A 15,579-nucleotide genomic window follows, 5' to 3' on the forward strand; every position below is an offset into this window, starting at 1 on the left:
AATAAAAAGTAAGGAAAATCATGGCTAATATTTTAAAAACGATTATTGAAAATGATAAAGGAGAACNTCGTCGTCTGGAAAAGATGGCTGATAAGGTTCTTAACTATGAGAGCCAAATGGCTACAATGTCAGACGAAGAACTAAAAGCGAAAACTGACGAATTTAAAGAACGATACAATAAGGGTGAATCACTTGATTCATTGCTATATGAGGCTTTTGCGGTAGTTCGTGAAGCTGCAAAACGTGTCCTTGGGCTTTTCCCTTATAAGGTTCAGGTCATGGGTGGGATTGTTCTTCACCATGGTGACGTTCCAGAGATGCGTACCGGTGAAGGGAAGACCTTGACAGCGACCATGCCAGTGTATCTCAATGCCCTTGCAGGTAAAGGGGTTCACGTAGTCACAGTCAATGAATACCTAACAGAACGTGACGCGACTGAAATGGGTGAATTGTACTCATGGCTCGGTTTGTCAGTAGGGATCAACTTGGCAGCTAAGTCTCCAATGGAGAAAAAAGAAGCTTACCTTTGCGATATTACCTACTCAACCAACTCAGAGATTGGTTTCGACTACCTTCGTGACAATATGGTCGTTCGTGCAGAAAACATGGTGCAACGTCCACTCAATTATGCCTTGGTCGATGAGGTTGACTCAATTTTGATCGACGAAGCTCGTACACCATTGATCGTTTCAGGCGCCAATGCAGTTGAAACAAGCCAACTCTACCATATGGCGGACCACTTCGTGAAATCTTTGGACAAGGACGACTATATCATTGACGTTCAGTCTAAGACGATCGGTTTGTCAGACTCTGGTATTGACAAGGCAGAAAGCTACTTCAAACTAGAAAATCTCTACGACATTGAAAATGTAGCTCTTACTCACTTTATTGACAATGCCCTCCGTGCCAACTATATCATGATTCTCGATATCGACTATGTGGTTAGTGAAGAGCAGGAAATCTTGATTGTCGACCAATTTACAGGTCGTACTATGGAAGGTCGTCGTTACTCTGATGGTTTGCACCAAGCGATTGAAGCAAAAGAAGGTGTGCCAATCCAAGATGAGACCAAGACATCAGCTTCTATTACCTACCAAAACCTCTTCCGTATGTATAAGAAATTGGCAGGTATGACAGGTACTGGTAAAACAGAAGAAGAAGAATTCCGAGAAATTTACAACATTCGTGTTATCCCAATCCCAACTAACCGTCCAATTCAACGTATCGACCACTCAGACCTTCTCTATGCAAGTCTTGATGCGAAATTTAAGGCTGTTGTTGAAGATGTAAAAGCTCGTTACCAAAAAGGTCAGCCGGTCTTGGTAGGTACAGTTGCCGTTGAAACGAGTGATTTCCTCTCCAAGAAATTGGTAGCAGCAGGTGTTCCTCACGAAGTCTTGAATGCGAAGAACCACTATAGAGAAGCGCAAATTATCATGAACGCTGGTCAACGTGGCGCAGTTACCATCGCAACCAACATGGCCGGTCGTGGTACCGACATCAAGCTTGGTGAAGGAGTTCGTGAACTTGGTGGTCTTTGTGTCATTGGTACAGAGCGTCACGAAAGTCGCCGTATTGATAACCAGCTTCGTGGACGTTCAGGGCGTCAAGGAGACCCAGGTGAGTCACAATTCTACTTGTCTCTTGAAGATGATTTGATGAAACGTTTCGGTTCAGAACGTTTGAAAGGTGTCTTTGAACGACTCAACATGTCTGATGAAGCCATCGAATCTCGCATGTTAACGCGTCAAGTTGAAGCAGCTCAAAAACGTGTCGAAGGAAACAACTACGACACTCGTAAACAAGTCCTTCAATATGACGACGTTATGCGCGAACAACGTGAGATCATCTATGCACAACGTTATGATGTCATTACTGCAGATCGTGACTTGGCACCAGAAATCCATGCTATGATTCGTCGTACCATTGGACGTATCGTGGATGCACATGCTCGTTCTAAGGAAGATGAAAAATTAGAAGCAATCTTGAATTTTGCTAAGTATAACTTGCTTCCAGAAGATTCAATTAGCCGTTCAGATCTTGCAGGTCTGTCAGACCAAGCTATCAAAGATGAACTTTTCCAACGTGCCTTGAAAGTCTATGACAACCAAGTTGCTAAGCTTCGTGACGAAGATGCAGTGAAAGAATTCCAAAAAGTCTTGATTCTACGTGTTGTAGACAACAAGTGGACAGACCATATCGACGCTCTTGACCAGTTGCGAAATGCTGTTGGTCTTCGTGGATATGCTCAAAACAACCCTGTTGTAGAATATCAAGCAGAAGGTTTCCGCATGTTTAACGACATGATTGGATCGATTGAATTTGATGTGACCCGCTTGATGATGAAAGCACAAATCCATGAACAAGAACGTCCGCAAGTTGAACACAATATCAGTACAACTGCGACTCGTAATATCGCAGCGCAGCAGGCAAGCCTTCCAGAAGATTTGGACTTGAGCCAAATCGGACGAAACGACCAATGCCCATGTGGATCAGGTAAGAAATTCAAGAACTGTCATGGTAAGAGACAATAATATGAGATAAGATACAGGCGGATACCTGGTAAAAATCATTTTTTGCTTGGTGTCCGTTTGCTTTATAAGGAGATGAATCATGGTATTTAAAGCTAAAAGTCCTAAAATTAACATTGAAGAAGTTCGCGCCTTATCTAAATTGGAGGGAGCGGCTCTTGCGAGAAAAAATCAACGTGATCAGGAATTGGAAGCCATCATCCGTGGGGGAGACCAGCGTATTCTCTTGGTGATTGGACCATGTTCATCTGATAACGAAGAGGCGGTTCTCGAGTATGCCAAGCGTCTATCTGCTTTGCAACAAGAAGTCAAAGACCGTATTTTTATGATCATGCGGGTCTATACAGCTAAACCTCGTACCAATGGAGATGGCTATAAGGGCTTGATTCATCAACCAAATGCGACAGAAGCTCCTAGCTTGATCAATGGAATCAAGGCTGTTCGCCAACTGCACTACCGTGTGATTACCGAGACGGGAATGACAACAGCTGATGAGATGCTTTATCCTGAAAATCTTCCGCTGGTGGATGATTTGATTTCTTATATGGCTGTTGGAGCTCGTTCTGTAGAGGATCAACAGCACCGTTTTGTAGCGAGTGGAGCAGACTTTTCAACAGGATTTAAAAATCCCACATCTGGAAATCTCAATGTTATGTTTAACGGGATTTACGCAGCGCAAAATAAACAGAGTTTCCTTTTCCTTGGTAAAGAGGTGGAAACAACAGGGAATCCATTGTCCCACGCCATTCTTCGCGGAGCATTGAACGAATACGGGAAAAATATTCCTAACTACTACTATGACAATTTGATGGATACCATTGATCAGTATGAAAAGATGGGCTTGGAAAATCCCTTTATCATCATCGATACCAATCATGACAATTCAGGCAAGCAGTACATGGATCAAATCCGTATCGTTCGTCAGACCTTGATTAACCGTGACTGGAACGAGAAAATCAAAAAATATGTTCGTGGTTTTATGATTGAGTCCTATCTAGAAGATGGACGTCAAAATGAGCCAGAAGTTTTTGGTAAGTCCATTACAGATCCGTGTCTCGGCTGGGACAACACAGAAGCACTTGTTCGCGAAATTTACCAAACGCTAGGAGAGTAAGATGGCATTTATCGAAAAAGGTCAAGAAATTGATATTGAAGCAATCAAGGCTGCGACCCAGTTGTCACCTGAAGCCTTGCGAAAAAAAGAAGCCCGCGATAGAGAGTTAGCAGCTATCATCTCGGGTGAGGACGACCGCATCCTTTTGGTGATGGGGCCTTGCTCTTCTGACAATGAAGAAGCAGTACTCGAATATGCTCGTCGCTTAGCAGACTTGCAGAAAAAAGTTGCGGATAAAATCTTTATCGTGATGCGTGTCTATACGGCTAAACCTCGTACTAATGGAGATGGCTATAAGGGCATGATTCATCAACCAAATACCAGCGAAGCGCCTAGTCTCATCAATGGTTTGCAGGCTGTTCGTCAGCTTCACTATCGTGTGATTACGGAGACGGGCTTGACGACAGCTGATGAGATGCTTTATCCGTCAAATCTCGTTTTGGTTGATGACCTGGTCAGCTACCATGCTGTAGGGGCTCGCTCAGTGGAAGACCAAGAACACCGCTTTGTAGCGTCTGGTATTGATGCTCCGGTTGGGATGAAAAATCCAACATCTGGGAACCTTGGGGTCATGTTTAATGCCATCTATGCAGCTCAAAACAAGCAAACCTTCCTTTACCATGGCCAAGAAGTGGAAACTTCAGGAAATCCTTTGGCCCACGTTATCCTTCGTGGTGCCATGAACGAATATGGTAAAAATGAACCCAATTTCTACTATGAAACCCTCTTAAATGCCATCAATCGCTATGAGACTATGGGACTTGAAAATCCCTTCATTATCATCGATACCAATCATGACAATTCTGGCAAGCAATATATGGAACAAATTCGCATTGTTCGCCAAGCCTTGCTGAATCGTGATTGGAATGAAAAGATTAAAAAGACGGTTCGAGGCTTTATGATCGAATCTTACCTAGCAGACGGTCGTCAAAACCAACCAGAAGTCTTTGGTTGCTCCATAACGGACCCTTGTCTAGGTTGGGAAAATACAGTAGCTTTGGTAGAAGAAATTTATACTACCTTAACAAAATAAGTGAAAAGGATGGAGTTGGGGGAATCTCAGCTCCTTTTATGAGTATGATAGTTGGACACGGAATTGACATCGAAGAATTGGCTTCGATAGAAAACGCAGTTACACGACGTGAGGGCTTTGCCAAGCGTGTGCTGACCCCTAAAGAAATGGAGCGTTTTGCTAGTCTCAAAGGGCGCAGACAGATCGAATACTTGGCAGGTCGCTGGTCGGCTAAGGAGGCCTTTTCCAAGGCTATGGGAACTGGTATTGGCAAACTGACCTTTCAGGATTTGGAAGTTTTGAACAATGAACGAGGGGCTCCTTATTTTAGTCAGTCGCCATTTTCAGGAAAGATTTGGCTGTCAATCAGCCATACAGATCAGTTTGTGACAGCCAGTGTCATTTTGGAGGAAAATCATGAAAGCTAGTCCACATAGACCAACCAAGGCTCAGATTCATATGGGAGCTATTCGACACAATATTCAGCAAATGGGGGCTCATATCCCTGAAGGAACGCTCAAGTGGGCAGTGGTCAAGGCCAATGCCTATGGTCATGGGGCAGTTGCCGTTGCAACGGCGATTCAAGATGATGTTGATGGATTTTGCGTTTCGAATATAGATGAAGCCATCGAACTTCGTCAGGCTGGACTCAGCAAGAGAATCCTCATTTTAGGAGTTTCTGAGCTAGAAGCTGTTGCTCTAGCAAAAGAATACGACATCACCTTGACTGTGGCTGGACTGGAGTGGATTCAAGCTCTCTTAGCTAGGGAGACAGATTTATATGGCTTAACTGTTCACCTCAAGATTGACTCAGGGATGGGACGGATTGGTTTCCGAGATTCCAGTGAGGCAGAGCAGGCTCAAGCCTTGCTCCAACAACACGGTGCTCGCGTTGAGGGGATTTTTACCCACTTTGCGACTGCAGATGAAGAAGCAGATGCCTACTTTAATCAGCAGTTAGAATGCTTTAAAGCTATTTTGGCAAGTATGAAGGAAGTTCCAGAACTGGTTCATGCCAGTAACTCGGCAACGACCCTCTGGCATGCAGAGACTATTTTCAATGCAGTTCGTATGGGAGATTCCATGTATGGTCTCAATCCAAGTGGAGAGGTTCTGGACTTGCCTTATGACTTGACTCCAGCCTTGACCTTGGAGTCTGCTCTGGTTCATGTCAAGACAGTTTCAGCTGGAGCTTGCATGGGCTATGGAGCAACTTATCAAGCGAATAGTGAGCAAGTCATTGCGACGGTGCCAATCGGCTATGCGGATGGTTGGACACGTGATATGCAGAATTTCTCTGTCTTGGTAGATGGTCAAGCTTGCCCAATCGTCGGACGAGTATCTATGGACCAAATTACCATTCGTTTGCCTAAGGTTTACCCGCTAGGCACAAAAGTAACATTAATTGGTTCTAACGGCGACAAGGAAATCACAGCTACTCAGGTAGCTGCCTACCGCGGCACTATTAACTATGAGGTGGTTTGTCTCCTCAGCGACCGCATTCCGAGAGAATATCATTAAACCAAAGAAAGGAGTGGAGCATGAATCTACACCAACCCTTGCATGTCTTACCTGGTGTGGGACCAAAGTCAGCTGAGAAATACGCCAAACTAGGAATTGAAAACTTGCAAGACCTCTTGCTCTACTTTCCTTTTCGTTATGAAGATTTCAAGACCAAGCAGGTCCTGGAATTGGAAGACGGGGAAAAGGCGGTTCTGTCTGGTCAGGTCGTGACCCCCGCTAGTGTCCAGTATTATGGTTTCAAGCGCAATCGCCTGCGTTTTAGTCTCAAGCAGGGAGAAGTTGTTTTTGCGGTGAATTTCTTTAACCAACCCTATCTGGCTGATAAGATAGAGTTAGGTGCAACCCTGGCTGTCTTTGGGAAATGGGACCGTGCCAAGGCTAGTCTGACAGGGATGAAGGTCCTGGCTCAGGTGGAAGATGACCTCCAACCTGTTTATCGTCTGGCTCAAGGAATCAGTCAGGCCAGTCTGGTCAAGGTTATCAAGACGGCCTTTGATCAGGGGTTGGACCTCTTGATAGAGGAAAATCTGCCTCAGTCTTTACTTGATAAATACAAACTCATGTCCCGTTGTCAGGCTGTCCGTGCCATGCATTTTCCTAAGGATTTGGCAGAATACAAGCAGGCCCTTCGCCGTATCAAGTTTGAGGAACTCTTTTATTTTCAAATGCAGTTGCAGACGCTCAAATCTGAAAATAGAGTTCAAGGAAGTGGTCTGGTTCTGAACTGGTCTCAGGAAAAAGTGTCGGCTGTTAAAGAAAATCTGCCTTTTGCCCTAACTCAAGCTCAGGAAAAGAGTTTGCAGGAAATTTTGGCCGACATGAAGTCCGACCATCACATGAATCGTCTCTTGCAAGGGGATGTGGGGAGCGGAAAAACGGTGGTCGCTGGCTTAGGCATGTTTGCAGCGGTGACGGCTGGCTACCAGGCGGCCCTCATGGTGCCAACAGAGATTCTAGCAGAGCAGCATTTTGAGAGTTTGAAGAGTCTTTTTCCGGACTTGAAACTCGCTCTTTTGACAGGTTCCTTAAAAGCTGCAGAAAAAAGAGCCGTCTTGGAGACCATTGCCAAGGGTGAGGCTGATTTGATTATTGGAACCCACGCTCTGATTCAGGATGGGGTAGATTATGTTCGTCTGGGCTTGATTATCATCGATGAGCAGCACCGTTTTGGTGTGGGCCAAAGGCGTATTTTACGGGAAAAAGGGGACAATCCTGACGTTCTCATGATGACGGCGACGCCCATTCCACGGACGCTGGCTATCACAGCCTTTGGTGATATGGATGTTTCCATTATCGACCAGATGCCAGCAGGACGGAAGCCTATTGTAACGCGCTGGATCAAACATGAGCAGCTGCCTCAGGTTTTGACTTGGTTAGAGGGGGAAATTCAAAAAGGTTCCCAAGCCTATGTTATCTCTCCCCTGATCGAAGAATCTGAAGCTCTGGACTTGAAAAATGCCATTGCCTTATCGGAGGAGTTGACAGCTCATTTTGCTGGCAAGGCAGAAGTAGCTCTTCTACATGGTAAGATGAAGAGTGATGAAAAAGACCAGATCATGCAGGAGTTCAAGGAGCGAAAAACGGATATTCTGGTTTCGACAACGGTTATTGAGGTTGGGGTTAATGTTCCCAATGCGACCGTTATGATTATCATGGATGCCGACCGCTTCGGTCTCAGTCAGCTTCACCAGCTCAGAGGTCGTGTTGGTCGGGGGGACAAGCAGTCCTATGCGGTTCTCGTTGCCAATCCCAAGACCGAGTCAGGGAAAGACCGCATGCGCATCATGACAGAAACCACAAATGGCTTTGTCCTTGCTGAGGAGGATTTGAAAATGCGTGGTTCTGGAGAGATTTTTGGAACCAGACAGTCAGGACTTCCAGAGTTTCAAGTGGCTGATATTATCGAAGATTTTCCTATTTTAGAAGAAGCCAGAAAGGTTGCCAGCTACATTAGTTCTATAGAAGGTTGGCAAGAGGATCCAGAATGGCGCATGATTGCTCTACACCTAGAAAAAAGAGGACATCTGGATTAAGCCTTTTCTAAGAAATCTATAAGCTAGCTTTTAGGTTTGGGTCTTATACTAGAGGCATCAAAAAGAAACGAGGATTCTCACATGACTATTAAAGTAACCTACCAAAAGAAATTCCAAACCGTCAAACTAGAGAAAGGAGCTAGCACCTATTGATACACAGAGAGCGGAAACGCTCTTTTTATTTTTAAAACTACTTTCAGGCGATAGGTTTGAGGAAAGAGAATCTAAAATCACTTTCTATTTAGAATTCTTTCTTGCATTGCCTTCCTAGATATGCTAGAGTTATGATAGCGATTACAAAACTAAAGGAGCATGCTATGAAAAATCCAGCTTTGTTAGAAGAAATCAAGACCTATCTAGGAAGGGATGAGGTTCCAGAAGACTTTGATGCTTTTTGGGATGAAGAGGTCAAAAAAGTTTCAGTCCTTCCTGCCTACCAGTTGGAGGAAAGGGATTTTCATATTCCTCAAGTCAAGTGTTATGAACTGACCTTTGAAGGAACTAATGAAGGCAAGGTCTATGCACGAATCGTCCTTCCAAAGAGTGAGGGTAAAGTTCCCCTAATTTTTCACTTTCATGGATACATGGGACGTGGTTGGGACTGGGCTGACATGCTGGCCTTTACCGTGGCTGGTTACGGTGTTGTCTCCATGGACGTTCGAGGTCAGTCGGGCTATTCGCAAGACGGCTTGCGCTCTCCACTAGGAAATACGGTGAAGGGGCATATCATTCGTGGTGCTGTTGAGGGTAGGGAACATCTCTTTTATAAGGATGTTTATCTGGATATTTACCAGTTGATTGAAATTGTTGCTAGTCTCCCTCAGGTGGATGAGAAAAGACTTTCTAGCTATGGTGCCTCACAAGGAGGGGCTTTAGCTTTGGTTGCAGCAGCGCTCAATCCTCGGATTCAGAAAACAGTGGCCATCTATCCTTTCTTGTCAGACTTTAGACGAGTGCTTGAGATTGGCAATACCAGTGAAGCCTATGACGAACTCTTCCGTTATTTCAAGTTTCACGATCCCTTCCATGAAACAGAGGAGGAAATCATGGCGACTCTTTCCTATATCGATGTGAAAAATCTTGCCCATCGCATTCAAGGTGTGGTCAAGATGATTACGGGCTTGGACGACGATGTTTGCTATCCTATTACCCAGTTTGCGATTTACAACCGCCTAACTTGCGACAAGGCCTATCGTATCATGCCCGAGTATGCTCATGAAGCCATGAATGTTTTTGTCAATGACCAGGTTTATAACTGGCTCTGCGACAGTGAGATTCCTTTTAAATATGTGAAATGATGAATGAGAGAGCCAAGGAGCTCTCTTTTTATATCCAAAACCTGAAAGTACTTTTAGAAAATTTAAAATATTAAAATATTCTTAAAAGTAAAATCTATTCTGTAGGAACACAGATGTAAATATAAGACTTTGTTGTATAATAAAGGAAAAGTCACTTGTGAAAGGAGGAAAAAGGCTGCTGGGTGCTTAAAGAATTCCTCAGCAGAAAATGGGAGAGGATTGGAAGCTCTCATTAAGTTGGTTACTTTCTTGTAAAAACTTGTCTCTTGAAGAGACAATAAAAATTTTTAAAGAAAAAAGAAAGCGCTTTATTTTATGAAAAATGAAAGGACAAACATGAATTACAAATCTTTAGATCGGAAACAGCGATACGGAATTCGAAAATTTGCAGTCGGTGCAGCATCGGTAGTGATTGGTACAGTGGTATTTGGAGCAAATCCAGTCTTAGCCCAAGAGCAAGCCAATGCAGCAGGCGCTAATACGGAAACAGTCGAATCTGGTCAAGGGCAAGGATTATCAGAGTTACCAAAAGAAGTGTCTTCTGGTGATCTTGAACATTTGGATAAGGACTTGGCTGGTAAATTGGCAGCAGCTCAAGACAATGGCGTTGAGGTGGACCAAGATCACTTGAAAAAAAATGAGAGTGCAGAATCAGAAACCCCATCCTCTACGGAAACCCCTGCAGAAGAAGCAAATAAGGAAGAGGAATCAGAGGATCAGGGTGCTATTCCTCGTGACTATTACTCAAGAGATTTAAAAAATGCTAATCCTGTCCTTGAAAAAGAAGATGTTGAAACCAATGCAGCAAATGGTCAGAGAGTTGATTTATCAAGTGAACTAGATAAACTAAAGAAACTTCAAAATGCTACAGTTCACATGGAGTTCAAACCAGATGCTAAGGCTCCACGCTTTTACAATCTCTTCTCTGTATCCAGTGACACCAAGGAAAATGAGTACTTTACTATGTCGGTCCTTGATAATACAGCTCTTATTGAAGGGCGTGGCGCTAAAGGGGAGCAGTTCTATGATAAGTATACAGATGCTCCTTTGAAAGTTCGCCCTGGACAATGGAATTCCGTGACCTTTACTGTTGAACAACCAACAGCAGAGTTACCTCATGGTCGAGTTCGTCTCTATGTGAACGGTGTCTTATCCCGTACAAGTCTCAAATCTGGTAACTTCATCAAAGATATGCCAGATGTTAATCAAGCTCAACTTGGAGCAACCAAACGGGGCAATAAAACAGTTTGGTCATCAAACCTACAAGTACGAAACCTAACTGTTTATGATCGTGCTTTAAGCCCAGATGAAGTTCAAACACGAAGTCAATTATTTGAAAGAGGTGAATTGAAACAGAAACTTCCTGAGGGAGCAAAAGTCACTGAGAAAGAAGACGTCTTTGAAGGTGGTAGGAACAATCAACCAAATAAAGATGGTATCAAGAGTTATCGTATCCCAGCTCTTCTCAAGACTGATAAAGGAACGCTGATTGCTGGAACGGATGAAAGACGTTTGCACCATTCTGACTGGGGAGATATTGGCATGGTTGTTCGTCGCAGCTCAGATAATGGGAAAACATGGGGAGACCGAATCGTAATCTCAAATCCTCGTGACAATGAGCATGCTAAACATGCAGATTGGCCATCTCCAGTTAATATTGATATGGCCTTGGTGCAAGACCCTGAAACAAAGAGAATTTTTGCAATTTACGACATGTTCCTTGAAAGTAAGGCAGTGTTTTCTCTGCCAGGGCAAGCTCCGAAAGCTTATGAACAAGTGGGAGATAAAGTTTATCAAGTTTTATATAAGCAAGGAGAATCAGGTCGCTATACGATTCGAGAAAACGGAGAGGTTTTCGACCCTCAAAATAGAAAGACAGATTATCGTGTTGTCGTTGACCCTAAAAAACCAGCCTACAGCGATAAGGGAGATTTGTATAAAGGGAATGAGCTAATCGGAAATATTTATTTTGAATATAGCGAAAAGAATATTTTTAGAGTTTCCAATACCAACTACCTATGGATGTCCTACAGTGATGACGATGGGAAGACTTGGTCTGCACCAAAAGATATTACACATGGGATTCGGAAAGATTGGATGCACTTCCTAGGAACTGGACCTGGTACGGGGATTGCCTTGCGTACAGGACCTCATAAGGGAAGACTAGTGATTCCAGTTTATACAACAAACAACGTTTCCTACCTAAGTGGTTCTCAATCATCTCGTGTAATTTACTCAGATGATCATGGTGAAACATGGCAAGCAGGGGAAGCAGTTAATGATAACCGTCCAGTAGGCAACCAAACCATTCACTCTTCAACCATGAATAATCCAGGCGCCCAAAATACGGAGTCAACTGTTGTTCAGTTGAATAATGGAGATCTCAAGCTCTTTATGCGTGGGTTGACTGGCGATCTTCAGGTTGCGACCAGTCATGACGGGGGAGCAACGTGGGATAAGGAAATCAAACGTTATCCTCAAGTAAAGGACGTTTATGTTCAAATGTCCGCTATTCACACCATGCATGAAGGAAAGGAATACATTCTACTCAGCAATGCTGGTGGCCCTGGACGAAACAATGGTTTGGTTCACCTGGCTCGTGTTGAGGAGAATGGTGAGTTGACGTGGCTAAAACACAATCCTATACAAAGTGGTAAGTTTGCTTACAACTCACTCCAAGATCTCGGAAATGGCGAATATGGTTTGCTTTATGAGCATGCGGATGGCAATCAAAACGATTATACTTTATCCTATAAGAAATTCAACTGGGATTTCTTAAGCAAAGACAGAATTTCTCCTAAAGAAGCAAAAGTAAAATATGCCATCCAAAAATGGCCAGGTATCATTGCCATGGAGTTCGATTCGGAAGTATTGGTCAATAAGGCTCCGACTCTTCAATTGGCAAATGGCAAGACAGCAACCTTTATGACCCAGTACGATACAAAAACTCTCCTATTCACAATAGATCCAGAAGATATGGGGCAAAGAATTACAGGTCTAGCTGAGGGTGCAATCGAAAGCATGCACAATTTACCAGTTTCTTTAGCTGGCTCTAAACTAAGCGATGGTATTAATGGCAGTGAAGCTGCTATCCATGAGGTTCCAGAGTTCACAGGAGGCGTTAATGCGGAAGAAGCCGCTGTAGCTGAGATACCAGAGTACACTGGACCATTGGCAACAGTAGGTGAAGAACCAGCACCAACAGTAGAAAAACCAGAATTCACTGGTGGAGTCAATGCTGTTGAGGCAGCAGTCCATGAACTTCCAGAGTTCAAGGGTGGTGTCAATGCGGTTCTAGCAGCCTCAAACGAGCTTCCGGAATATAGAGGAGGTGCTAACTTTGTCTTAGCAGCTTCAAATGACCTGCCAGAGTATAAGGGTGGAGTCAATGGCGCTGAGGCAGCAGTCCTTGAAGTGCCAGAGTACAAGGGAGATACCAATCTAGTATTAGCAGCTGCAGACAACAAACTGTCTCTAGGCCAAGATGTGACCTATCAAGCGCCAGCAGCTAAACAAGATGAACTTCCAAATACGGGAAGCAGGGAAACGAGCTCACTTCTTTCCCTTGGACTTGCAGGCGTACTTTTATCAATCTTTGCATTTGGAAAGAAGAGAAAAGAATAATAAGCAAAAGCTATTATAGCAAGTCTCAGAAGAGATAGCAGGTTTTCAAGCCTGCTATCTTTTTTTGATGACATTCAGGTTGATTTGAAATCATAAGAGGCCTGAAACTACTTTCAGGATAGTCTGTTCTATAAAATACTTTTGAAACTGAAATCTATTCTACCACAAGCTATTGAAAGCGCTTAACAAATAATATATAATAAGCCCATAAGAACAAGAAAGGGAGGAAAGAGGATGCCACAGATCAGCAAAGAAGCCTTGATTGAACAGATCAAAGATGGAATCATTGTCTCTTGCCAGGCACTTCCTCACGAACCGCTTTATACAGAAGCGGGAGGGGTTATCCCCTTGCTAGTCAAAGCGGCTGAGCAAGGTGGGGCAGTCGGTATCCGAGCAAACAGTGTTCGCGATATCAAGGAGATCAAGGAGGTTACGAAACTACCGATTATCGGGATTATCAAACGTGACTATCCGCCACAGGAGCCATTCATTACAGCGACTATGAAAGAAGTTGATGAGTTGGCTGAACTAGACATCGAGGTCATTGCTCTGGATTGTACCAAACGTGAACGTTACGACGGTTTGGAAATTCAAGACTTTATCCGACAAGTCAAAGAAAAGTATCCACATCAACTCTTAATGGCTGATACTAGCACGTTTGAAGAGGGAATCGCAGCAGTTGAAGCAGGTGTTGATTTTGTTGGAACAACCCTATCAGGCTACACCTCTTATAGTCCCAAAGTAGATGGTCCAGACTTTGAACTGATCAAAAAACTGTGTGAAGCAGGGGTGGATGTCATCGCTGAAGGGAAAATTCATACACCAGAACAAGCTAAGCAAATCCTTGAATATGGGGTGCGAGGTATCGTTGTTGGTGGAGCTATTACTAGACCAAAAGAGATTACGGAACGCTTTGTTGCCGGTCTTAAATAACACAATCTCAAAAAAGAGGAGAGTGGTCGATGCGTCGGAGAAAATGAAAACGTATACAAATATAAACTTGCTCATTATCCAATATGGATACGCTTATCAATTAGGAGAATACAAATGAAATTTAGAAAACTAGCTTGTACAGTACTTGCGGGTGCTGCGATTCTTGGCCTTGCAGCTTGTGGTAACTCTGGTGGAAGTAAAGATGCTGGAAATTCTGGTAGCGATAGCGGAAAAACAGAAATCACTTGGTGGGCATTCCCAGTCTTCACTCAAGAAAAAACTGGTGACGGTGTTGGAACCTATGAAAAATCAATTATCGAAGCGTTTGAAAAAGCAAATCCAGATGTAAAAGTGAAATTGGAAACCATCGACTTCAAGTCAGGTCCTGAAAAGATCACAACAGCCATCGAAGCAGGGACAGCGCCAGACGTACTCTTTGACGCACCAGGTCGTATCATCCAATACGGTAAAAATGGTAAATTGGCTGAGTTGAACGACCTCTTCACAGACGAATTCGTCAAAGATGTCAACAACGAAAACATCGTGCAAGCAAGTAAGGCTGGCGACAAAGCTTATATGTATCCAATCAGTTCAGCTCCATTCTACATGGCTATGAACAAGAAAATGTTGGAAGATGCTGGAGTTGCAAACCTTGTAAAAGAAGGTTGGACAACTGATGACTTTGAAAATGTTTTGAAAGCGCTTAAAGATAAAGGATATACACCAGGTTCATTGTTCAGTTCTGGTCAAGGGGGAGACCAAGGAACACGTGCCTTCATCGCAAACCTTTATGGCGGTTCTGTAACAGACAAAGACGTAACCAAATACACAACAGACGATCCTAAATTCGTCAAAGGTCTTGAAAAAGCTGCTAGCTGGATTAAAGACGGTTTGTTGAACAACGGTTCACAATTTGACGGTGGAGCAGACATCCAAAACTTTGCCAACGGTCAAACTTCATACACTCTTCTTTGGGCGCCAGCTCAAAACGGTATCCAAGCGAAACTCTTGGAAGCAAGTAAGGTAGATGTGGTAGAAGTACCATTCCCATCAGACTCTGGTAAACCAGCTCTTGAATACCTTGTAAACGGATTTGCAGTGTTTAATAACAAAGACGATAAGAAAATCGCAGCTGCTAAGAAATTCGTTCAATTCATCGCTGATGACAAAGAATGGGGTCCTAAAGACGTAGTTCGTACAGGTGCCTTCCCAGTTCGTACTTCATTTGGCAAACTTTATGAAGACAAACGTATGGAAACAATCAGTGGCTGGACTAAATACTATTCACCATACTACAACACTATTGATGGATTTGCTGAAATGAGAACACTTTGGTTCCCAATGTTGCAATCTGTATCAAATGGTGACGAAAAACCAGCGGATGCTTTGAAAGCCTTCACTGAAAAAGCTAACGAAACCATCAAAAAAGCTACAAAACAATAAGCACTAAGTCAGATTGATTCCCCCCTTTTCCCTGTGCACTATGGTGTAAGAAAAGGGGGACTTTTGT

Annotated in this window: 10 protein-coding genes; all 10 read left to right on the plus strand. The window is 43.5% G+C overall.

Annotated features, from left to right (window positions below; genetic code table 11):
• Positions 1 to 20: 20 nt before the first annotated feature.
• The gene (secA, locus tag D8847_RS05370) at positions 21 to 2,534 is read left to right on the plus strand and encodes a preprotein translocase subunit SecA (protein WP_125840878.1); all 2,514 of its coding nucleotides are present in this window, start codon (positions 21 to 23) and stop codon (positions 2,532 to 2,534) included.
• Positions 2,535 to 2,613: 79 nt separating this feature from the next.
• Positions 2,614 to 3,645, plus strand: a complete 1,032-nt coding sequence (locus tag D8847_RS05375) for a 3-deoxy-7-phosphoheptulonate synthase (RefSeq protein WP_125840879.1) — start codon at positions 2,614 to 2,616, stop codon at positions 3,643 to 3,645.
• 1 nt (position 3,646) lies between these two features.
• A complete protein-coding gene (locus D8847_RS05380) occupies positions 3,647 to 4,678 on the plus strand; it encodes a 3-deoxy-7-phosphoheptulonate synthase (protein WP_000864028.1) in 1,032 nt (343 codons plus the stop codon).
• A gap of 44 nt (positions 4,679 to 4,722) precedes the next feature.
• Complete coding sequence (gene acpS, locus D8847_RS05385; protein WP_057489321.1) at positions 4,723 to 5,085, plus strand: holo-ACP synthase; 363 nt, start codon at positions 4,723 to 4,725, stop codon at positions 5,083 to 5,085.
• Positions 5,075 to 6,178, plus strand: a complete 1,104-nt coding sequence (alr, locus tag D8847_RS05390) for an alanine racemase (RefSeq protein ID WP_125840880.1) — start codon at positions 5,075 to 5,077, stop codon at positions 6,176 to 6,178. The genes acpS and alr overlap by 11 nt, the downstream gene beginning before the upstream one ends.
• Positions 6,179 to 6,198: 20 nt before the next feature.
• A complete protein-coding gene (recG, locus tag D8847_RS05395) occupies positions 6,199 to 8,214 on the plus strand; it encodes an ATP-dependent DNA helicase RecG (protein ID WP_125840881.1) in 2,016 nt (671 codons plus the stop codon).
• Positions 8,215 to 8,531: 317 nt separating this feature from the next.
• Positions 8,532 to 9,512, plus strand: coding sequence for an acetylxylan esterase (locus D8847_RS05405; protein ID WP_125840907.1), 981 nt, complete (start codon positions 8,532 to 8,534; stop codon positions 9,510 to 9,512).
• A gap of 336 nt (positions 9,513 to 9,848) precedes the next feature.
• On the plus strand, positions 9,849 to 13,136 hold the full coding sequence (locus D8847_RS05410) for an SIALI-17 repeat-containing surface protein (protein ID WP_125840883.1): 3,288 nt from the start codon (positions 9,849 to 9,851) through the stop codon (positions 13,134 to 13,136).
• Between the two features lie 234 nt (positions 13,137 to 13,370).
• A complete protein-coding gene (locus D8847_RS05415) occupies positions 13,371 to 14,069 on the plus strand; it encodes an N-acetylmannosamine-6-phosphate 2-epimerase (protein ID WP_061417201.1) in 699 nt (232 codons plus the stop codon).
• Positions 14,070 to 14,183: 114 nt separating this feature from the next.
• Positions 14,184 to 15,512 carry an ABC transporter substrate-binding protein gene (locus tag D8847_RS05420; RefSeq protein ID WP_125840884.1) on the plus strand — a complete coding sequence of 443 codons (1,329 nt, stop codon included), beginning with the start codon at positions 14,184 to 14,186 and terminating at the stop codon, positions 15,510 to 15,512.
• The last annotated feature ends 67 nt before the right edge of the window (positions 15,513 to 15,579 follow it).

The sequence above is a fragment of the Streptococcus mitis genome, assembly GCF_003942795.1.
In the GTDB taxonomy this organism is placed as follows: domain Bacteria; phylum Bacillota; class Bacilli; order Lactobacillales; family Streptococcaceae; genus Streptococcus; species Streptococcus mitis_BJ.